The following is a 20,134-nucleotide window of genomic DNA, read 5'->3' on the forward strand; positions in this document are numbered from 1 at the left end:
TCGTTCGCGCGCTCACCCCGTTGTTGGGATGATACGGGAGTGTCTTTCCCACCATCAGTAGGCCGTTACCGGATCGATCGCGTCCTGGGGTCGGGGGCGTTCGCCTCTGTATGGCTGGGGCACGACGACGCCCTCGAGTCCCAGGTCGCCATAAAGGTCCTGAACGGCAGCCTGATCGACGATCTGGACGTGCGCAACAGGTTCCTCGAGGAAGCCCGGATCCTGCGCCGCGCCGACTCCGAGCGACTCGTCCGCGTCCACGACATCGGCGAGCTCCCGGACGGGCGCCCCTACTTCGTGATGTCGTACGCCGACCGCGGAACGCTCGGCGATCGCATGCGCGAGCGGCCACTTCCGGTCAGCGAGGCGGTGGCGCTCGCCGAGCAGATCGCCTACGGCGTCGAGGTGATCAACACGCTGGGCGTCATCCACCGCGACCTGAAGCCGTCCAACGTGCTGTTCCAGTCGACGCCGGACGGCGGCGAGAAACTGCTCATCGCCGACCTCGGCCTCGCCAAGGCGCTCGCGCACGCGTCCGGCGCCTTCACCCTTCCGGTCGGCACGCCCGGGTACATGTCGCCCGAGCAGGCGCGGTTCGGCGGCGGGCTCGACATCCGCGCGGACGTGTACGGCCTCGGCGCCCTGACCTACCACATGCTCACCGGGCGGGCCCCTGGCCCGGCGCCGGTCAAGAAGGCGCCGAGCGAGCTGCGCGAGGGCCTGCCCCCCGCCTTCGACCAGGTGGTCCTGCGGGCGCTGGAGGTCGAGCGGGAGAAGCGGTGGCCGACCGCCGAGGCGTTCGCGGAGGCGCTGTCCACGCTGCGGCCCACCTCCGCGCAGGCCGCGCCGGCGCCCGCCCAGACGGCGCCCCCGCCGCCCGAGCCGCAGATCGACGCCGACGCGACCGTCCAGGACTTCTACCGCGAGGGCGTCCAGGTCCAGCAGCAGCCCCCTCCCGTGCAGCAGCCCGGGCCCCCGCAGCCCACTCCTGCGCAGCCCAACCCCGCGCAGCCCGCCGCGGCGGCGGGCCAGAGCGCGCAGCCCGGCATGCACACGCGGTTCGACCGGCCCGGCGAGGACGACCTCCACACGTCCGAGATACGCGTCCCGCCCAGTACGCCGTCCGAAGAGGTGACGGTCGTCGACCGGCCCAGCGGGCGCTCCACACCCTTCACCCAGGTGGAGGCGCCCACATCACCCGACAACGACAACAACCCGACGATCGCCTACCAGGGTCCGCCGCCACAGGGCCAGCCGCAGGCGCCGCCGCAGAACCAGCCGCAGGGGCCGGACGACAAGACGACCGCGTTCCCGGCCCAGTCGCCGCAGGGCGGGGCCCCGCAGGGCGGGCCGATGCAGCAGATGGGCCCGGGCGGCCAGCAGCCCTACGGGCCGCCGCCGACCGGTTTCCAGCCTCCGCCGCAGGGGCCGGTCCAGGGCGGCGGGCAGGGCGGGCCGCGCGGCGGCGGGGCCCCGAAGAAGTTCGTCACGCCGCTGATCATCACGGCGGTCGTGCTGGTGGTCGCGGTGATCGGCGGCCTGACGCTCGGCATGATGTTCTCCGGCGGCGACGACGGCGGCAAGGACGGCAAGGACAAGAAGCCGGCGGTCCCGAAGGACTTCGTCGCGGCCGCCGACGGCTCGGGCAAGATCAGGACCGCGGTCCCGAAGGCGTGGCCGGTTCAGGGGCAGGAGCCGACGTGGACGCCGTCCGCCGTCGGCCTCGCCGACGGCCAGCCGCGCCCGGTGCTGCGCGCGACGCCGGACAAGGCCGCGTTCCTCGGCAACGGCAAGGGCCCCGGCGTGTTCGTCGGCGTGACCACCGACCTCGGTGCGAACCAGCTCCCGCCGCCGCGCGCCGCCGTCCACCCGCAGTGCACGAAGGCCGCGCCGGAGAACTACACCACGCCGGACGGCGCCCTCAGCGGGACGATCACCCGCTTCACCGCCTGCAAGACAGGCACGCCGTCGGTCACCGAGGTCGGCCTCAAGGACAAGTCCGGCAAGTTCGGCCTGTGGATCCGGGTCAAGGAGACCGACGGCCGCGACGCCACCAAGGACATCCTCGACAACCTGAAGGTCACCGGCCCCTGACCCGGGGCTCGGACCGGTACCACGAAGACCCGCGCATCGAGGCGCGGAGCGGCCCCCCGCTCCGCGCCTCGTTCCGTTCGGCGCGGGCGCACTCCGCAGTGATTCGCGTCACAGAGTTGCATCGCGACATGTTAGCGATATATCGTTGAGGCATCGCAACCGATCAACAACGAAGGAGACTGCGATGCACGAGCACACGATGAGAAGGCGCGGCGGCTTCAGGCGACCGGAGGAGCGGGGTCGCCGCGGCGACCCGTTCGGCCCGTGGGGGTCCGGCGGCCCGGGAGGACCCGGCTTCGGCCCGGGCTTCGGTCCCGGCCATCGCGGACGCGGTGGCCGCGGGCGGCGCACCCGGCGCGGCAACGTCCGGGCGGCGCTGCTCGCCCTGCTCGCCGAGCGGGCGATGCACGGCTACGAGATGATCCAGGAACTGGACGGCCGCACCGGCGGCGTCTGGCGGCCGAGCCCCGGCTCGGTCTACCCGACCCTCCAGATGCTGGAGGACGAGGGCCTGGTCAGCAGCGAGGAGCAGGGCGGCAAGCGGCTGTTCTCCCTCACCGACTCCGGCCGGGAGGAGGCGTCGGCGCAGACCGCCGCCCCCTGGGACGAGGTCACCGAGGCCGCCGGCGAGAACGTCCTGCGCGGGCGCGAGGCCGTCGGCCAGCTGATGGGCGCCCTCCAGCAGGTGATGTCCGTGGGCAGCGAGGCGCAGAAGGCGCGCGCGCTGGACGTGGTCAACGACGCCCGCCGCCGCCTGTACGGGATCCTCGCCGACGACCCCGAAGCCGAGTGAACCTCAGGGAGCACCGACCGGAACCGCCGTGGCCGCCCAGGTCACGGCGGTTTCATTTTCCCTTCGGGAACGGCGCCTCCCTGGCGAGCCGGTCGGCCATGTACAGCTGCTTCCACACGTACAGGGCCAGGTCCGAACGCCTGACGCGGCGGTCGACCGGGACGCCCACCGTCGCGCGGACCAGGTACGCCGAGCCCGGCGGAAGGTACTTGTCGCCGCCCTCCCCCGCGACCAGCGCACCGCCCGCGAGCCGCCGCACGACCTGGCTGTCGGTCGGCGGCGTGCACAGGCCCTCGGGGACGCCGGCCTGCGGCATGCAGCGCCCCCGCGCCGCCGGCGTGACGAGGTCGCGCCGGACGAACACGTCGCCGGGGAAGTCGAGCAGGACCTTCTCGCCGCTCGGGTTGGCGAGGATGTACTCGATGTAGGGGAACGCCGTCCCGGACGGCGGCGTGGACCGGGACGCCGTCCCCACGCCGTCGCTGATCCCGGACGTCACCGCGGCGATCCTGTACCGGGAGCCGTCGGCGGTGCCGATCGTGAGGGGCGCGCCCGCGGGCGGCAGCTTGGCGGCGCCGCCCGGCGCCCGCTCGCCCGCGGCGGGGGCCGCCTCGGTCGCGCCCTCGTCGCCGGAGCCGGGCGTCAGCACGACCCCGGCCGTGACCAGCGCGGCCAGGGCGAGCACCCCCGCCGCGACCAGCCCGCTTCGGCGTCCCTTCCGCCGCCGCTCCCGGCGCTCGCGCTCGCGCTCGCGAGGCCCGAGCCGCACCTGGACGCCGCTGGTCTCGCGGACGCCCATCGGCCCCGTCGCCGACGACCGCTCCTCGGGTTCGGGGTAGGCGTCCTGCGCCTCGGGCACGGCGGCCCACTCCGACCCGCCGAGCGGCGGCTCCGCGCGCGACCGCGGCGGCTCGGGAGGCGACGGCGGCGGCAGCGGGGGCGACGGCGGCGGCAGCGGGGGCGACGGCGGGGGCCCCGGGGGCGACGGCGGGGGCGTTCCCCAGACGCGCGGCGGCGCCTGCGCGGCCGGCGCGGTGTGGACGATCGGACGCGTGGGGGCGTCCGGCGGGATGGGAGGGCCCGGCGGAACGTGCACGCCGGGCGGAACGCGCACGCCGGGCGGAACGTGGGCCACGGGCGGAACGTGGGCGCCGGGCCCGGGCGGGCGGACCGGCGTCCCCTCTCTGGGCGTGGCCCTCGGGATGCCCTGGGAGGGCGTGTGCCTGATCTCGCCTGGACGGCGCGGAAGTCCCGGTTCCGTGTCCACCGTCTCGCCTCCCGATGTCCCTCGTGCGGCTTCCCCGCGAACCACACTCCCCACAATTCACCACATTTTGACCTAATCGCCTTCCGCTGCCACACCGGCCCCCGGAGTCTCGCGAGATGCGACAAGTCGAGCCGGGAGTCTTGTCACCTGACGGACAATTACTCCGCGCTCCGGCGCCCCGGGCGACGCCGGAGGCCGTTGGAGTGAGTCAGGAGAGGGAGTCGGCGAGCGAGCCGATGAGGTCGACCACGCCGGCGGGCCCGTCGACCACCAGGTCCGCCCGGTCGGCGAGCGCGGTGACCTCGGTCGAGCCGCTGCACACCAGCACGCCGGGCACGCCCTCGGCGCGCAGCGCGTCGACGGCGTCGAACGCGGCGAGGTCGCCGAGGTCGTCCCCGGCGAACAGCAGGGCGGAGGGGCGCGTCCCGCGGTCGTCGACGTACGCGCGCAGCGCCTTGCCCTTGTCCATGCCGGGCGGGCGCAGTTCGAGGACGTACCGCCCCGGCTCCACCGACAGCCCGGTCCGCTCGGCGAGCGCGGCGAGGATGCTGCGCAACCGGTCCAGCGCGACCTGCGGTTCGGCGCACCGGCGGGTGTGGACGGCGAGCGCCTGCCCCTTGTCCTCGACGAACGTCTCGGGCGGGGCGCCGGCGGCGGCGAGGACGCCGGGCAGCTTCGCGCGGGCCTCGGCGACGCCGGGCGGCGGCTCCGGCACGGTCAGCGTGCCGGAGTCCCAGCGTTCGAGCCCGTACTGCCCGAGCACGACGAGCCCGTCGATGCCCTCGAAGCCGCCGTACTCGACGGCCACGGCGGCGGGACGTCCGGTCACGATCAGCAGCGAGCCGACCAGCGGGGCCAGCCGGGCCAGGGCCGGCGCGGCGTCCGGATGGGCCCTCGCCGAGGCGGGGTCGGGGACGATCGGCGCCAGGGTGCCGTCGAAGTCGAAGCCGAGCACGGCCCCGGCCGGGTCGTCGCGGATGGCGTCAAGTCCTTCGGCGCCTGCGGCCGTCAAAGAGCGGGGAGAGTTCACGTGACCAATGGTGGCCAGGTCAGGGCCGGATGCCGAGCCGCCGCGCGGCACGGCCTCGTTGCCGCTGTGTCCGCATCCGGCGCAGGCGCTTGACGAGCATCGGGTCGCACTCCAGCGCCTCGGGCCGGTCGATCAGGATGTTCAGGAGCTGGTAGTACCGCGTGGCCGACATGTCGAACGTCTCGCGGATGGCCTGCTCCTTGGCGCCGGCGTACTTCCACCACTGCCGTTCGAAGGCGAGGATCCGGCGGTCGCGCTCGGAGAGCCCGCCGGCGCTGAACGCGGCGTCGTCCGCCGCGCCCTCCGCTTCGGCGGGGCCGGGCTCGGCCGGGGGGCGGCCGTCGTCCATGGTTCGGTCCTGTGGGGGGACGTCACCGCGGGGGTCACCGGGGGCGTTCGCCGCTCGCATCAGGTCCCCTCTGTGGTTACTGATCCCGGGTCGTCCGGGTTCGGGCGGGAGCCATGCTACGCGTCCGCGCGGACAAGTTCCGGCGGATCCCGGTGAACGGACGCCGGTGGTTCAGTGCATCACATCCCCCTTCACCTGGGGCTCTTTCGCTCCGTGTGTCTCACCGGCAACGGCGTTCACGTCACGGTGAAACATATGTACGCTGCATACGTTAGAGTAGGTGATCCGCAGCGTCCGGCGTTCGGAACGGAGACCTTGCATGGCGACGGAGACCTCCGCCACGGGACGGACCGCCGAGCGGGCCGCGCCTCGGGACGGGAGCCCTCCCGAACCCCCCGCCGACGGCTCCCTCACCGAGATCGCGACCGCGCTGTTCCATCTGCGCCGCGTGTGGGCCAAGCCCGACCTCGTCAAGCGCGTCCGCGCCCAGACCTCCACCGCCGGGGACGGGCGCCCGCTGCAGCTGTCGAACCTGATGGTGGTCAACGCGGTCGCCGCCCTCACCGACTGCGCGCGCCCGGACGAGCCCTCCTGCGAGGTCACGGTCGGCGCGGTCGCGGAACGGCTGGAGATCGACCCGTCCACGGCCAGCCGCCTCGTCGGGCACGCCATCGACGCCGGCCTGGTGTCCCGGCGCCCCTCCCCCGTCGACGCGCGCCGCGCCAACCTCGGCCTGACCGAGTCCGGGCGGCGCGTCAAGCAGGTCTCCGACCGGTTCCGCCGCGCCTACCTCGACGACCTGATGGCCGACTGGTCGGAGCGGGAGCGCACCGAGTTCGCGCGGCTGCTCACCCGCTTCGCCGACGCCGCCGTCCGGGCACCGATGTACCCGGACGGCATCGACCGCATCTTCGAGGAGGCGGCCGCCGACTAGGCACCGTTGCGCAGGGCGGACATGCGGACGTGGTACTCGTCCTCGTCGATCTCGCCCCGGGCGAACCGCTCGGCGAGCACCGAGCGCGCCTTGGTCATCGGGTCGGCCGCCGCCCTGGCCGCCGCGGCGCCGTCGTGCATGCGGCGCCGGATGAGGTAGAAGGCGGTGCCGAGCACGGCCAGCCAGAACAGGCCGAACGTGATGGGGAAGACCGGCCAGAACGCGGGGGCGTCCCCGTCGTGCCAGCCGCCCGGGTGCATCGCGGCCGCCTGCGTCGCCAACATCGTCACCATGGTTCATCGACCTTCCTGTGTCGGATGAGTCGATGCTCGGCGAGAGGTCCGGGGGGCCGCATCGTCCGGCCGGAGGCACTCGCGCTACGCCCGCCGGAGTACCGCGCTCACCACCAGGGCGGCCGGTACTCCTCGTCCTCGCCGGGCCGCGGCGGCCGCGAGTGCCGTCCGCGCGGCTCGCCGTCGGCGGGGTCGGGCGGCGGGACGGGCCCTTCCGGCGGTTCGGCGCCGCCCAGGCCGGGCGGCGGGACGTCGGGGAACGCCTCGGCCGGCGCCTCGTCCGCGTGAGGTACGGGCGGAAGCGGCGGCTCGCCGGGCGGTTCCGGCGGTACCGCGGCGAGCGGATCCGTCGCGGGCCCGGGGACGTCCGGCGCCTCCAGGGCGCCCCGGCGGAAGGCGTCCCAGTCGTCGTCATCGAGGACGGACGGCTCGTCCCGCGCCGCCCCGTTCAGCCCGGCGCCGTTGCGCCCCATCCCGTTGAGCGGATCGTGTCCGCTGAGGGGGTCGTGCCCGTTCAGCGGGTCGTGCCCGTTCAGGGGGTCGTGCCCGTTGAGGGGCTCATGCCCGTTGAGCGGGCCGTGGCCGTTGAGCGGATCGTGCCCATTGAGGGGGTCGTGGCCGTTGAGCGGGTCATGCCTCTGGTGCGTCCCGTGCCCGCCCGTGGTGAACTCACCGGGATCGAACGGGCGCAGCTCGCCCGGCATGACCGGCGGCTGCTTCGGCTCGATGGGAGGCGTCGGCCGCCCGTCCCAGCCGGACGGCGGCGGGGGCTCGGGGAGAGCGGGGTCCGGCGGCGGGAACGCGGCGGGGCCCGGCTCGGGCCGCGGGGCCTCCCAGAGCGGGGCGTCCCGCGGCGCGGAGGCCGGCGGCGGAGGCTCCTCGAAGGCGGGGGCCGGGTAGACCTCGTTGTTCTGGAAGAGCGGCGCGTTGACCGGTGCGACCACGGGCGCCGCGTACATCTCGGCGGGGACCGGGGGCACGGCGGCCGCGGGCTCGCGCGGCGCGGCCGGGGCCGAGGGCAGGCCGTAGTCGGCGACGGCATCGGTGTCGCCGCCGTCCTCCTCGGGGCGCCGCCGCTGCCGCCACCCCAGCACGAGCCCGAGGACGACCAGCAGCCCCCCGCCGCCGAGGACGAGCGGGAACAGCACGCCGGAGTCGCGGTCGTCCCGCTGCGCGGCCGGCCGCGGCGTCGCGGCCGCGGGCGGCGGCGTCTCCACCGGCCCGCTGGAGGTCTTGTTGATCTGGTTGGCGGCGACGAGGGTGCGGACGGCGTCGACCGTCCCGCGGCATTCGGGCGACCCGGTGGGGTGGGCGGCGCGGGCCGGCGAGCCCTGGATGAGCGCCCGCCGGACCTCCTCGGGGCTCAGCCGCGGGTAGCGGGAGCGGACGAGCGCGGCGACCCCCGCGACGATCGCGGACGAGGCGCTGGTCCCCGTCCCGACGACGTAGCCGTTGCTGGCGTCCGCGCTGACGATCTCGACGCCGGGCGCGCAGACCGCGGCGCCCGAGCGCCGGTTGCTGTCCTTCCAGAGGCGCAGGCGGCGGTCGAGCGCGCCGACGGCGATCACGCCCGGGTAGGCGGCGGGGAAGTTCTTGCGGTTCGCTCCGGAGCCGTCGTTGCCGGCGGAGGCGATGAGCACGACGCCCTTGGAGAGCGCGTACCGGATCGCCTTCTCCTGCGAGGGCGTGCCGTTGTAGGACTGGCGGCCGCCGCCGAGCGACATGTTGATGATCCCGGCGCCGTGGTCGACGGCGTACCGGATGCCCTGGGCCACCGCGTCGCGGTCGCCGCCGGCGCCCGGCTGCTGCCCGTTGTCGCGGCGCAGCGGGTCGTCGTTCTCCAGCGTCACGCGGACGGACAGGACGTTGCTGAGCGGCGCGACGCCCATCATGCCCTGCGACAGCTCGGGACCGTGGCCGTGACCCGCGATGATGCTGGCCATGGACGTCCCGTGCAGGCCCCAGTAGCGGCTGCCCGGACGGCGTACGCCGCCGGTCAGGTCGGGGCCGGTGACGACGCGCCCGGTGAGGTCGGGGTGGCGCCGGTCGACGCCGGTGTCGAGGACGGCGACCGTGACGCCGCGCCCCCTGGAGTACCGCCACGCCTTCTGGGCGCGCAGGACGTCGAGGTGCCATTCGCGGGAACGGATCTGGTCGGTCGGCGCGTTCAGCAGCGGCCCCGCCACGGCGCCGGCCGACGCGCCGCGCACGGTCCGGTCCTTCGCGGGGGAGTCGGAGACGATCGCCGCGGGCACGGCCACGGCGGCGCCGAGCGTGAGCGCGGTGAGGGCCGCGGTCGTCCGGGCGCCGAGCCGGAGCAACGGCACGGCCGGCCGGGGGTGCGCCGGACGGCGCCGACCGGCTTCGGACACGCCGCCCCTCCCTCTGGCTGACCGCCGCGCTCCACGGCGGGTGACATTCTGCCACGCGAACCGCCCCTGGCCCGGGCACTCGGCACATTAGGGCACGGGCCCGGACAGCGCGGATCTTCCCGGACCAGCCTTCCGTACTCGCGGGTAATCAAACCGGGCACGGCATGCTAACCCGTGCGCGCCGTCCGGGTCACTGTGATCCCGCACCCGTCAGAGCCCTGACCGACAGGTCGTCGTAACGCTCCCGGTCGGCCTTCTCCCGTCCGGCGAAGGTGCCGGCGACCGCGCACGCGAACCCGATCGGGATCGACACGAGCCCCGGGTTCTCCAGCGGGAACAGGTGGAAGTCGACGCCCGCGGGGAACAGCGACAGGCTCTCCCCCGTCACCGGATCGACCTTGCCGGAGACGACGGGAGAGAAGAGGACCAGCACCAGCGACCCGATCAGGCCGCCGTAGATGCCCGCGACGACCCCGGCGGAGTTGAACCGGCGCCAGAACAGCGACAGCACGATCGCCGGGACGTTCGCCGAGGCGGCCATCGCGAACGCCAGCGCCACCAGGAACGCCACGTTCAGGTCGCGGGCGACCACCGCCAGGACGATCGCCAGCGAGCCGACGAGGAACGAGGCGAACCGCGCGACCGCGACCTCCTGCGACTCGCGCGGGCGGCCGAGCATCAGCACCTGGCCGAAGTAGTCGTGCGCCAGCGACGCCGACGACGCCAGCACCAGCCCGGACACGACCGCGAGGATCGTCGCGAACGCCACCGCCCCGATGAACGCCAGCAGGACGTCCCCGCCGGCCCGCCCGCCGACGTGCTGCCCGACGGCCTGCGCGAGCTGCGGCACCGCGGTGTTGCCGGACGGGTCCTGCGCCACGATCGCGGACCGGCCCACCAGGGCCGCGGCGCCGAAGCCGAGCGCGAGCGTCATCAGGTAGAAGACGCCGACGAGGCCGATCGCCCAGGACACCGACGTGCGCGCGGCCCGCCCGTCGGGGACCGCGAAGAACCGCGAGACGACGTGCGGCAGGCCCGCCGTGCCGAGCACGAGGGCGAGCGCGAGGCTGATGAAGTCGAGCTTGTTGACCACGGTCCGGTAGGCGTCGCCCGGGACGTCCCGCCCGTACTGGAGCCCGGGGCGCAGGAACGCCTCGCCCTTCCCGCTCGCGTCGGCGGCCGACCCGAGCATCGCGCCGGCGTCGAACCCGAACCTGCCGAGCACCAGCGCCGTCAGCACCACCGCCCCGGCCATCAGCAGCCCGGTCTTGATGATCTGCACCCAGGTCGTGGCCTTCATGCCGCCGAACGCCACGTAGAGGATCATCAGCGCGCCCACCGCCACGATCGTGACGGTCTTCGCGGTGCCCGCGCCCATCCCGAGGAACCGCTCGCCGCGGTGGATGCCGAGCAGCAGCGACACCAGCGCCCCGGCCCCGACCATCTGCGCGAGCAGGTAGAACACCGAGACGGTCACGGTGGACACGGCGGCGGCCCGCCGCACCGGCGCCTGGCGCCGCACCCGGCGCACCAGCACGTCCCCCATCGTGAACCGGCCCGCGTTCCGGACCAGTTCGACCAGCAGCAGCGCGAGCAGCCACGCCACGAGGAACCCGATCGAGTACAGGAACCCGTCGTACCCGTTCAGCGCGATGATCCCGGCGATGCCGAGGAACGAGGCCGCCGACATGTAGTCGCCGGCGAGCGCGATCCCGTTCTGCGGGCCGGTGAACGTCCGCCCGCCCGCGTAGAAGTCGTCGGCGCCGCGCGTGGTCGCCCGCGCCCGCACCGTGATGGCCAGCGTGATCAGGACGAACGCCAGGAACAGCCCGAACGTCAGCGCGCGCCCCGTCACCGGAGCTCCCCGGCCAGCGGGTCCAGCCGCCTGCGCGCGTACGCCAGGTAGCCCCAGGTCAGCGCGAACGTCGAGACGAACTGCAGCAGCCCCAGCAGCAGCGCGACGTTGACGTTCCCGGCGACCGTCCGCGCCATGAACCCGCGCGCGAACGCGGCCAGCCCGACGAACACGAGATACCACCCGAGGAACCCGGCCGCGACCACGGCCGCCGCCCGCCGGAACCGCCGCCGCAACAGCAGGAACCTCTCATATCCCGCAACTGGCGCAAGTCCCCCCGCCATCGGTCTCCCCCTGCCCCTTCGTTACTCTCCGCGTCCTTTCGGTCGCCCTATGAGAGCAAAGATTCGCCGACCGCAAGCGCCGTTTGACGAGATCCGCATGACGGCGGCCGGAGACGGCCAAACGACCGCCGTGCTGGAGCGGCGGCCGCGACCGTGCAGGTGAGGAGGGGAACGGCGGTCAGCGTTCGTAGCGGCGATGGCCGCGTCTGGCCCGGAGGCCGGCGACGATCGCGACGCCGACCACCGCCAGGCCGATCTGGAAGACCAGTTCGATCCAGTCGATCCCCTTGGTCGTGGCGACGCCGACCGACTGCGCGATCGCGGTGCCGATGATCGCGGCGACGATGCCGACGAGCACGGTCAGGAGGACGCCGATGGGCTGGCGGCCGGGCAGCAGCAGCCGGCCGAGCGCCCCGATGATCGCGCCGATCACGATCGCGCTGATGATGCCTGTGATGTTCATGTCCTCGCCTGTGCCCGTTCAGGCCCGAACGTCACCTTTTCGGGCCGTCTCCCATGGACCGCAGGTCGTCGAAGGTCAGCGCCGGGCCGCCGAGCTCCCCGGGGCGTCCGGCGCGCAGGCCGTCGACGAGCAGGTCGAGGTGCCGGTGCGCCAGCTCCTCGCCCGTCTCCCGCGGCAGCGGGCCGGGCAGCGGGCGCGACAACCGCACGAGCAGCATGCCGACATCGCCGTGGGTGACGTCCGGACGCAGGTCGCCGTCCTCCTGGGCGGCGGCGACGAGTTCCTTCATGACGGCGACGCCCTCCTCGCGGGTGGCGGCGATCTCCGCGTCGTCGAACGGGATCTGGTCCAGCAGGACGGGGAAGACGGCGCCGATGCGGATGTCCAGCACGCGGTGCATGTAGCGGACGAGGGCGTCGAAGGCGGTCCCCTCCTCGTCCCGCGCGCGCCTGACCTCGTCCCTGGTGCGCTCCAGGGCGTCCAGGGCGACGGCCCTCGTCAGCGTCCGCCGGTCCGGGAAGCGCCGGTAGAGGGTGGCGATGCCGGTGCCCGCGCGCCGCGAGATCTCCTCCAGCGGAGCGCCCGGTCCCTGCTCGACGAACACCTCACGGGCGGCGGCGAGGATCCGGTCGCGGTTGTCCCGCGCGTCGGCCCGCAGCGGCCGTTGCTTCGCACCCATGAACCCAGCGTAGTGGAGGCTCACCCTCCGAATCTCCTCTAGTCACAGTTAGTGACTATCAAGATCTATGACTATAGCGTCCCCGAGCGGAGGAGCCGAGAAACGGCACTAACCGGAGACATAACCTCCGGCTAGTGCTGCGGTGCGAATAAGTGGAGAAGGAACCTCCGGAAGGAAGAGATCATGAATGCCGCCACCCGGACCCCCGCCCGGACTCGCCCCGCCGAGCCGCTGACCGTCGACGCCACCGGCCCCGCGGACGTCCCCGCCGCGGTCCTCGCGTCCCGTGAGCGCGGGCTGCCCCTGACCGTCCAGGCCACCGGGCACGGCACCGTCGTCCCGCCGGACGAGGGGCTGCTGCTGAGGACAGCCCGCATGTCCCGCGTCCTGGTCGACCCGTCCCGCCGCGTCGCCCGCGCCGAGGCCGGGGCTCGCTGGAGCCACGTGATCGCCGCCGCCGCGCCCCTCGGCCTGGCGCCGCTGTCGGGCTCGCACGCCTCCGTCGGCGTCACCGGCTACACCCTCGGCGGCGGCGTCGGCTGGCTGTCCCGCCGGTTCGGCTTCGCCGCCGACCACCTGCTGCGCGCCGAGCTCGTCACCGCCGACGGCCGGCACCTCACCGCCGACGCCGACCACCACCCCGACCTCTTCTGGGCACTGCGCGGCGGCAGCGGCAACTTCGGCGTCGTGACTTCCCTGGAGTTCCGGCTCCACCCCGTCTCGACCGTCTACGCGGGAGTCGCGCTGTTCCCGGCCGAACGGGCCGCCGAGATCCTCACCCAGTTCCGGGACGACGCCGCCACGCGCCCCGACGCGCTCTCCGTCTCAGTGGCGCTGGCCGACCACGCTGACCGCGGCCGGGTCGTCGTCCTCCGCGCCGTCTATGCGGGAACCGCTGAAGACGGCGCGCGCGCGTTGCGTTCCCTCCTGAAGGTCGCGGGCCCGCCACTGCATGACAGCTTCCGGACGATGCCCTACGCCGAGACCGAGTCGCTGGGCGGCACTCCGCCCCTGCACTTCCACCTGTACGCCGACCTACCCGACGCACTCATCTCTGCGATCGCCCGCAGCGACGCCTCGGGGATCGAGGTGCGGCACTGGGGCGGCGCCATGGCGTGCCCCGCCCCAGGCGCCGGCCCCGTCGGGCACCGGGACGTCCCGTTCTCCCTCACGATCGAGGGCTCCGCCGCGGACGCCGCTCCGCTCGCCGCCTTCGCGACCGGAGGCTCGTTCCTGAACTTCCTGCACGACACGTCCAGGACGGCCACCGCCTACACCCCGGAGGACTTCCGGCGGCTGCGCGAGGTCAAGCGCGCCTACGACCCGCAGAACGTGTTCCACCGCAACCACAACATCCGGCCCGCCTGAGCGGCTACCTCCGCACGACCCGCATCGGAAGGGCCCCCGCGGGACGGAACGTGATCTCCGCCCGGACGGGCACGGTCACACCGGGTACCAGGTCAAGCCGGTGCGTCCGGGCGATGGTGGCGAGCACCAGGGTCGCCTCCAGCATCGCGAAACCGGCGCCCACGCAGATGCGGCGCCCTCCGCCGAACGGCAGATACGCGTACCGGGGATGTGTCTGCTCCCCCATGAACCGCTCCGGCTGGAAGCCCTCCGGATTCGGCCAGACCTCGGCGTTCCGATGAATCAGGTAAGGCGGCACGGCGATCGTCGAGCCTGCCGGCACCTGCACTCCGGCGACGTCGTCGTCTTCGAGGGCGTCACGCTCGATCGTCCAGGCAGGTGGACAGAGCCGCATCACCTCGGACAGGACGGCCTTCGTCCAGGGCATCCGGTCGACGTCCTCAGCCGTCGGTTCTCTGCCGCCCAGAACCTCGTCCACTTCGTCCTCTAGGCGGTCCCTGGCCGCCGGGTACTTCGACAGGAGCATGAACGTCCAGGCAAGCGAAGCCGCCGTGGTCTCGTGACCGGCCAACAACAGGGTGAGAACCTCGTCGCGCAGCTCCGCCTCGCTGAACTGACCGCTCTCCTTGAGCAGATTCAACAGTTCGCCGCCGGACGAGCCCCGCACGACCCGCTGGACCATGCCGTCGAGGTGTTCCAGCGCACCCCCAAGCCCCGGCACCCGCTGATACACGCCGCGCTTTGCGGCCGCCCCGGGCAGGAAGGTGCCGACGACGGCCGCTCTTTGGAGCGCCTCAAGCGCCCGCCCCGTCTTCTCGGCTTCCCCTTCGAGCTCGCTGCCGAACAACGCCCGTCCCACGATGCCCAACGTGAGGCGTCGCAATTCCCTCGCCGCGTCCAGCGCGACCCCGTCGGGCCACCGTTCGACGGCCTTCGCGGCCGTATCGACCATCTGCGGCGCGAACCCGACGACATGACGCTGCGCGAACACCGGCTGCACCACCCGCCGATGCCGCCGCCACGTCCCGCCTTCGCTGGTCAGGAGACCGTCCCCGAGAACGGCCCGGAGCGGCCGATACGTGAACGCCTTGACGTAGTTGTCCTGGTTGGCGACGAGGACCCGTTCGGCATGCTCGGGACGCGACAGAAGGAAGAACGCCCGGTTCCGTCCGAACGGCACCCGCACGGTGTCTCCGTAGCGTCTGGCCAAGGCCCCGTAGGTGTCGAGCGGGTTCCGGGCCATCCGGCCCCACCACCGAACAGCCTCGACCGCCCCCGGCCCCTGCGCACCCCGTCCGTCCATGCCTCAACCGTAGGAACCGCCCCAACCCCCGACAACCCTTCGCTCTATCTCACTGTCGGTAGTCGATTGACCACATAAGGCCATCACGGCGAGCTGACGCACTGTCACTCTCCGTGCAACGGTGGTCGCGCGGCGTCACTCAAGCCGCCAACCACACCAGACGAACGGAGAGCCCCCCGATGGCCAATTGGAAAGCGCGCCTCCTGGTGACCACGACCGCCCTGGCCGCCTGCGCCATCGTGACCGGCCCCGCGGTCTCGACCGCGGCCCAGGCCGCCACGGTCACGACGCGCACCGCCGAGGCGGACCTTCCCCCCGGCGTCGTCAAGCTCGGCGACGCAGAAGGCTGCCCCCCGGTCACCCTCTGCCTCTACCGGGACTACAACCGGCGAGGCCCGGCCTACGGCATCGGCGCCGGCTACAAGGTCGACCTCAAGGACCTGCCCATGGGCGACGACACCGCCGCCAACAACGTCTCCTCGTGGGTCAACAACACCCACGGCCTCGCCGTACTGATCGACGCGGACAACGGCAAGGTCCGTCCGCTGTACCCCGGCCAGCCCCTGGAGGAGCCGCCGTCCGACAACGACACCGTGGACCTGGTCGACTGGGCCTGACGCCCCAGAGGCCGGGCTCCTCCGATCCACTTCCCTTGCGCACTGCCACAAGACCAACACGGTAAGGAACCGACCGTCCGCACTAGGCGCGGGCGGCGACGCAAAGCAAGGAGGACGATGTGGACACGCATGTGCGCAAACGCAGGCTGAAGAAGTGGTGGGTGCTGGAAGTCGGCACCGACAGGGAGATCTCAGGGCCTTACGACACCAAGGAAGAGGCCGAGAAGGCGAGGGACGATGCGAAGAGCTGACCCGCCTTTCTAACTGAACCACCGGCTCCCCGCGCTGTGCGCGGGGAGCCGGCTTGTTTCACGCCATGTCCCGCTCCGGGCCCCCGCCTCCGCGACCAGCGGCTACAGATCGGTCCCCACCGGACGCTTGCGCAGTGGGCGCTCCTCGGGACGGTCAGTACCGCAGGCGTGCTCAGCGCGAACGTATTCCGACAAACCCAATTATCACAGCCGTGCTCAGCGCGGCCCTTCACGCAAAGGAAACCCGATCATGGACAACATCACCGCCATGCTCAAGCGCAACCGCGTCGTCATCGCCGTCGCGGCCTTCGTCACCCTCGTCGTCTTCGTCTCCGGCGACAGGGCCCACTTCATCTTCACCGCTCTGGGGGCCGGCCTGGTCCTCGGCGGCTACAGGATCGTCGTTCGGCTGGCGAAGAACCCCGCCGAGGGAAAGAAGCACCTGGTGGCCGGCTCGGTCGCCCTCACGGCGGTCATCACGACCGCCATCAACAGCGACCTCAGTGTCGACGCCGTGGGCAACATCATCACCGGCATCGGCGGCACCGGCTTCATGCTGCTGATGTTCCTGCTCTTCAAGCACTTCTGGGCCGACGGCTCGAAGTGAAACCCCACCGGGGCTCCCGCCGAGTCCTGGTCCGATTGAAAAACGGCCCCCTCGGGGCCGTTTTCTGCTTTCCCAGGCTTTTCGGTCAGCGGCCGATGGCCGCGAGGACGTCGTTGGCGATGGCCTCGTCGATCCTGCCGTCGGGTGCGCCACCGACGCCGATGCCGGCGATGGGGAAGCCCCGGTACTTGACGGGGACACCGCCGGGCAGCACCAGGGTGCCGGGGATCTGCTTGATCGTTTCGTTTCCGGTCAGGGCGCTCGTGGGCTGGCCGAACGCCACGGCGGTGTAGGCCTTGCGCTTGGCGGACTCGTACGTCTGCGGGCCCGCCTTGCGGGTGCGGACCACGAGCCGGATGGTGCCGGCCCGTTCCATGATGACCATCGTCACGTGCTGGTTCCCGTGGCGCCGCGCCGAGTGCACCAGGGCCCTGGACGCCCGGACGAGCGCGCTGTCGGACAGGACCCGTTCCGGTGCCGTGGCCTTGCCGTGCCCGCCATGCCCGCCGTGCCCGTCGTGTCCGCCATGCCCGCCGTAGACGGTGATGGCGGCGGCCGGCACCGCGGCCGACGCCGTCCCCGTACCTCCGAAGGTCCCGGCCGCGACCGCGCCCAGCGCGATGGCGCCGCCCACGAGATGCCTGATCGACATGTCTCCCCGATTCTGCAACATCCGACTACATAGAGTGATCGTTCAGATATGCACGGTAATGGGGCCGGGGCCCGGGAACAACCCGCTGTGCGCAGAGCGCCGCGCAACACTCGGGAAACGAATCGCCATGGCTCCCCAAAGCCGGGGCGCGGGTGGGGGCTGCCGGTGACGCTCGGCTGACCACCGGCCGGTCGTCAGCCGAGCGCCAGGGCGAACACAAGGGCGAGAAGGAGAGAGTCGAGCCTGTCGAGGAGACCGCCGGCGCCCGCGAGCCACGAGGCGGAGTCCTTGGCCTCGACCCCCCGCTTGACCATCGACTCCAGCAGGTCCCCCAGCGGGGCGCCGACCGCGACCGCGACCGCCCAGGCGGGCGTGAACGCACCGAACACGGCCAGCGTCCCCAGCCCCGCGGCGGTCCCCGCGAGCAGGCCGCTCCAGTGCTTGGACGGCGACAGCCGGGAAAGGGGCGGCCCGCCCAGCGACCGGCCCGCGAAGGAGGCGGTGATGTCGGCGATCGACACCGCGGCGAACAAGGCCAGGACCTCCGGTCCGAGCAGGACCACGCCGGCCAGCGGCGCGAACCAGATCACTCCCAGCACCCCGAAGCACAGCCTGGACAGGCCGCCGGCCGCGTCCCCGGCCAGCACCGGCACCAGGGCGACGGCCGCGAGCGTGAGGGCGAGGGCCTGGAGCAGATGGGCGGGCGCCACCCAGGCCGTCACGGGCGCGACGGGCACGGCGACGGCGAGCACCGCGCGGTCCGGCCGCGGGAGGTCGGTCAGGCCGCCGTATTCGATGGCGCACGCCACTCCCGCCGAGGCGGCGAGGACGGCCGCACCGCCGGGACCCACGTCCAGTGCGATGACCACCACGGGCACGCCCACCGCCCAGGCGCACCACCGGAGCATGTACTCGCGCCGTTTGGACAGCACGACCGCGATACCGCCGACGAGCAGCGCTCCGGCGAGGTAAGGGAGCGGACCCGCGACCCCGGTCACGCCATGCCGAGCGGGGCGCGCAGTGCCTCGGCGACGGTGACCGCCACGCGGGCGTTCGCCGCGGCGTCCCGTACCGCGATCCGTACCGTCCTGCCCTCGAACGCCGGGGACATCGGCGACAGGTCCCGCAGGAACACCCCCCGCCGCCTGCACCGCTCGACGAGCCGGGACGCGGTGAGCCCGCCCCCGGGCAGCGTGAGCAGGACGAAGTTCGCCACCGACTCGCTGACGGACAGGTTCTCGTCGACCTCGGCGAGCGCCGCGGCGAGCTCGGCGCGCAGCACCGCCGTCTGGGCCCACCGGGAGGCGTAGTACGCCGGATCGCGCAGCGCGTTCACCGCGGCTATCTGGGCGGGCAGGCTCACCGCCCACGGCGGGGTCCAGCGGCGCAGCTCCGCCGCGATCGGCGCAGGCGCGGTGAGATAGGCCGCCCGCAGGCCCGACAGGGCGTACATCTTCGACAGCGATGTGCAGACGACGGCATTACCGGCCTCCGCCGCGTAGGGCTCCAGCGTCTGCCCCGCGCCGACGTAGCCGGCGTACGTCTCGTCGATCCAGAACCGGGTCCCGGCCGGCGCGTCCTCCATCACCCTCCGCAGCCGGGCCGCGTCGGCATGGACCCCGGTCGGGTTGTTGGGGTTGACGATGACCACGAGGTCATAGCGTTTCCGCAGGACGCGGGCGAGACGTTCCGGATCGATCCGCCAGCCCTCCGCGCGGTGCAACGGGAACCGGTCGGCACGGCAGCCGATCACCCGCTCGACGACATGCGCGTACTCACCGTAGGAGGGGTCGATCAGCAGCACCCGGCTGGAGGCGTCCAGCCAGCCGCGGAACGCGCGGAAGATCAGGTCCGAGGAGCCCGCCCCGACGGCGAGGGCGCTCTCGGGCAGGCCCCGCCGGCGCGCGATCTCCTCGACGAGCCCGTCCGCCCGCACCGGCGGGGACGTCCGCGCGATCCAGTCCAGCCCGCGGGTCAGGGCGGCGACCGCGGCGGGAGCCGGCGGGAACCACGCGTCGAGCACGTCGGCGGGGACCACCTCGCCGCTCGCGTCCAGGGTGTCGAAGCCCCGTCCGAGCGCTTCGACGGACGCACCGCCGTGCGCGCACATCTCGTCCCCGGGCAGGAACGGGACCTCCAGCCCCCAGCGCACCGTCTGTGCCAGCTCGCGCAGCAGCGTCCCGTGGCGTCGCAGGGTCCGGTCGGTGAGCTCGGCGACGTCGCCGGTGAGCAGCTGGAACCCGGCGGCACCGGAGCGCACCGCCGTCCCGGTGGACGCGAGCCCGAGCTCCAGGTACATCGGCAACAGCTCGACCCGGCCCAGGGCCACGATGCCCCGGCCCCCGTGCCCCGCCACCCAGCGGAGCGCCGCGTACATCAGCAGCCTGCCGATCATCCCGCCCCGCAGGCCCGGATCCACGGCCAGGATCCGGATCTCGAACAGGCCGTCCTCGCACAGCGCCGGGTGCTCGTCCCTCCGCAGGTGCCTATCGATCGAGAAGCGGCCCGCCCACGGAGGCGTCACACTGATGAACCCGGCCGGGCGGCCGTGGTGGACCGCCACGATGTAGACGTTGCTCCCGTCGAGGTCGTCGGTGAGCAGCCCGGCGTCGTTGGGGGCGTGCTGGCCGAGTTCCCGCGCGTAGACCTCGTGCCGGAGACGGCCGATCCACTCGACGTCCGCTTCGGACGACATCCGAAGTTCCAGCTCCTCGACGCCGGGCGCGACGAGCGAACCGGCGGCGGACGTTCCCGGAAGTTGTTGATCCGTAGTCATTGACCTCACCTCGGGCGCCACTCTGCCGAGGCCGTCGCGCCACCGCCTGGGTACCCGTACTCAGCCCTCCGGCGCCTCGTACTCAACAGCGCCGGAACCGGTGGTCCCCGCTCGCGGTGCCATCGAGCCGGGGCATCTGATTACATC

At 73.1% G+C, this 20,134-nt stretch carries 20 protein-coding genes; 7 read left to right on the plus strand and 13 right to left on the minus strand.

Annotation, left to right across the window (positions count from 1 at the left end; translation table 11 throughout):
* Positions 1 to 39 precede the first annotated feature (39 nt).
* Positions 40 to 2,094 (plus strand): serine/threonine-protein kinase, encoded by a 2,055-nt coding sequence (locus tag AB0C87_RS41345; RefSeq protein WP_360582014.1) that lies wholly within the window; start codon positions 40 to 42, stop codon positions 2,092 to 2,094.
* 184 nt (positions 2,095 to 2,278) lie between these two features.
* Positions 2,279 to 2,887, plus strand: a complete 609-nt coding sequence (locus tag AB0C87_RS41350) for a PadR family transcriptional regulator (RefSeq protein WP_345173098.1) — start codon at positions 2,279 to 2,281, stop codon at positions 2,885 to 2,887.
* 52 nt (positions 2,888 to 2,939) lie between these two features.
* Here AB0C87_RS41350 and AB0C87_RS41355 read toward each other — a convergent pair whose 3' ends face one another.
* The 3 genes from AB0C87_RS41355 to AB0C87_RS41365 form a co-directional block, all read right to left on the minus strand.
* Positions 2,940 to 4,022 carry a hypothetical protein gene (locus tag AB0C87_RS41355; protein WP_360582016.1) on the minus strand — a complete coding sequence of 361 codons (1,083 nt, stop codon included), beginning with the start codon at positions 4,020 to 4,022 and terminating at the stop codon, positions 2,940 to 2,942.
* Between the two features lie 340 nt (positions 4,023 to 4,362).
* A complete protein-coding gene (otsB, locus tag AB0C87_RS41360) occupies positions 4,363 to 5,184 on the minus strand; it encodes a trehalose-phosphatase (protein ID WP_345173094.1) in 822 nt (273 codons plus the stop codon).
* A gap of 19 nt (positions 5,185 to 5,203) precedes the next feature.
* Positions 5,204 to 5,533 (minus strand): DUF3263 domain-containing protein, encoded by a 330-nt coding sequence (locus AB0C87_RS41365; RefSeq protein ID WP_353831322.1) that lies wholly within the window; start codon positions 5,531 to 5,533, stop codon positions 5,204 to 5,206.
* Positions 5,534 to 5,852: 319 nt separating this feature from the next.
* Here AB0C87_RS41365 and AB0C87_RS41370 point away from each other — a divergent pair, with 319 nt between their 5' ends.
* Positions 5,853 to 6,467 (plus strand): MarR family transcriptional regulator, encoded by a 615-nt coding sequence (locus tag AB0C87_RS41370; RefSeq protein WP_353831323.1) that lies wholly within the window; start codon positions 5,853 to 5,855, stop codon positions 6,465 to 6,467.
* On the opposite strand, the gene AB0C87_RS41375 is transcribed toward AB0C87_RS41370, so the two are convergent.
* The 6 genes from AB0C87_RS41375 to AB0C87_RS41400 all read right to left on the minus strand — a co-directional run bounded on the left by AB0C87_RS41375 (position 6,464) and on the right by AB0C87_RS41400 (position 12,413).
* Positions 6,464 to 6,760, minus strand: a complete 297-nt coding sequence (locus AB0C87_RS41375; RefSeq protein ID WP_353831324.1) for a hypothetical protein — start codon at positions 6,758 to 6,760, stop codon at positions 6,464 to 6,466. The genes AB0C87_RS41370 and AB0C87_RS41375 overlap by 4 nt on opposite strands.
* 107 nt (positions 6,761 to 6,867) lie before the next feature.
* The gene (locus AB0C87_RS41380) at positions 6,868 to 9,132 is read right to left on the minus strand and encodes a S8 family serine peptidase (RefSeq protein ID WP_360582019.1); all 2,265 of its coding nucleotides are present in this window, start codon (positions 9,130 to 9,132) and stop codon (positions 6,868 to 6,870) included.
* 190 nt (positions 9,133 to 9,322) lie between these two features.
* Entirely contained in the window at positions 9,323 to 10,987 is a 1,665-nt protein-coding gene (locus AB0C87_RS41385) for a cation acetate symporter (protein WP_353831326.1), read from the minus strand.
* Positions 10,984 to 11,223: a DUF485 domain-containing protein gene (locus AB0C87_RS41390; RefSeq protein ID WP_345173085.1), complete on the minus strand. Its 240-nt coding sequence runs from the start codon at positions 11,221 to 11,223 to the stop codon at positions 10,984 to 10,986. The genes AB0C87_RS41385 and AB0C87_RS41390 overlap by 4 nt, the downstream gene beginning before the upstream one ends.
* Before the next feature lie 226 nt (positions 11,224 to 11,449).
* Positions 11,450 to 11,734, minus strand: a complete 285-nt coding sequence (locus tag AB0C87_RS41395) for a GlsB/YeaQ/YmgE family stress response membrane protein (protein ID WP_345173084.1) — start codon at positions 11,732 to 11,734, stop codon at positions 11,450 to 11,452.
* 31 nt (positions 11,735 to 11,765) lie between these two features.
* The gene (locus tag AB0C87_RS41400) at positions 11,766 to 12,413 is read right to left on the minus strand and encodes a TetR/AcrR family transcriptional regulator (RefSeq protein WP_345173082.1); all 648 of its coding nucleotides are present in this window, start codon (positions 12,411 to 12,413) and stop codon (positions 11,766 to 11,768) included.
* 183 nt (positions 12,414 to 12,596) lie between these two features.
* On the opposite strand from AB0C87_RS41400, the gene AB0C87_RS41405 reads away from it, so the two are divergent.
* Positions 12,597 to 13,781: an FAD-binding oxidoreductase gene (locus AB0C87_RS41405; protein ID WP_345173081.1), complete on the plus strand. Its 1,185-nt coding sequence runs from the start codon at positions 12,597 to 12,599 to the stop codon at positions 13,779 to 13,781.
* Positions 13,782 to 13,785: 4 nt separating this feature from the next.
* On the opposite strand, the gene AB0C87_RS41410 is transcribed toward AB0C87_RS41405, so the two are convergent.
* Positions 13,786 to 15,084 carry a cytochrome P450 gene (locus AB0C87_RS41410; RefSeq protein ID WP_345173079.1) on the minus strand — a complete coding sequence of 433 codons (1,299 nt, stop codon included), beginning with the start codon at positions 15,082 to 15,084 and terminating at the stop codon, positions 13,786 to 13,788.
* Between the two features lie 179 nt (positions 15,085 to 15,263).
* Here AB0C87_RS41410 and AB0C87_RS41415 point away from each other — a divergent pair, with 179 nt between their 5' ends.
* The 3 genes from AB0C87_RS41415 (at position 15,264) to AB0C87_RS41425 (ending at position 16,559) form a co-directional block, all read left to right on the plus strand.
* Positions 15,264 to 15,701 carry a peptidase inhibitor family I36 protein gene (locus AB0C87_RS41415; RefSeq protein ID WP_360582022.1) on the plus strand — a complete coding sequence of 146 codons (438 nt, stop codon included), beginning with the start codon at positions 15,264 to 15,266 and terminating at the stop codon, positions 15,699 to 15,701.
* Positions 15,702 to 15,820: 119 nt separating this feature from the next.
* Positions 15,821 to 15,952: a hypothetical protein gene (locus tag AB0C87_RS41420; RefSeq protein WP_345173076.1), complete on the plus strand. Its 132-nt coding sequence runs from the start codon at positions 15,821 to 15,823 to the stop codon at positions 15,950 to 15,952.
* Between the two features lie 250 nt (positions 15,953 to 16,202).
* Positions 16,203 to 16,559, plus strand: coding sequence for a hypothetical protein (locus tag AB0C87_RS41425; RefSeq protein WP_345173074.1), 357 nt, complete (start codon positions 16,203 to 16,205; stop codon positions 16,557 to 16,559).
* Positions 16,560 to 16,644: 85 nt separating this feature from the next.
* Here the strand turns inward: AB0C87_RS41425 and AB0C87_RS41430 are convergent, their stop codons facing one another.
* From AB0C87_RS41430 to AB0C87_RS41440, 3 genes are all read right to left on the minus strand, one after another.
* Positions 16,645 to 17,211 carry a heme-binding protein gene (locus tag AB0C87_RS41430; protein ID WP_360582025.1) on the minus strand — a complete coding sequence of 189 codons (567 nt, stop codon included), beginning with the start codon at positions 17,209 to 17,211 and terminating at the stop codon, positions 16,645 to 16,647.
* Positions 17,212 to 17,405: 194 nt separating this feature from the next.
* Entirely contained in the window at positions 17,406 to 18,209 is an 804-nt protein-coding gene (locus tag AB0C87_RS41435; RefSeq protein ID WP_353831332.1) for a phosphatidate cytidylyltransferase, read from the minus strand.
* Entirely contained in the window at positions 18,206 to 19,987 is a 1,782-nt protein-coding gene (locus AB0C87_RS41440; protein WP_360582027.1) for an aminotransferase class I/II-fold pyridoxal phosphate-dependent enzyme, read from the minus strand. The genes AB0C87_RS41435 and AB0C87_RS41440 overlap by 4 nt, the downstream gene beginning before the upstream one ends.
* Positions 19,988 to 20,134: the final 147 nt, after the last annotated feature.

Source organism: Actinomadura sp. NPDC048021 (genome assembly GCF_040653135.1).
GTDB classification, from domain to species: Bacteria; Actinomycetota; Actinomycetes; order Streptosporangiales; family Streptosporangiaceae; genus Spirillospora; species Spirillospora verrucosospora.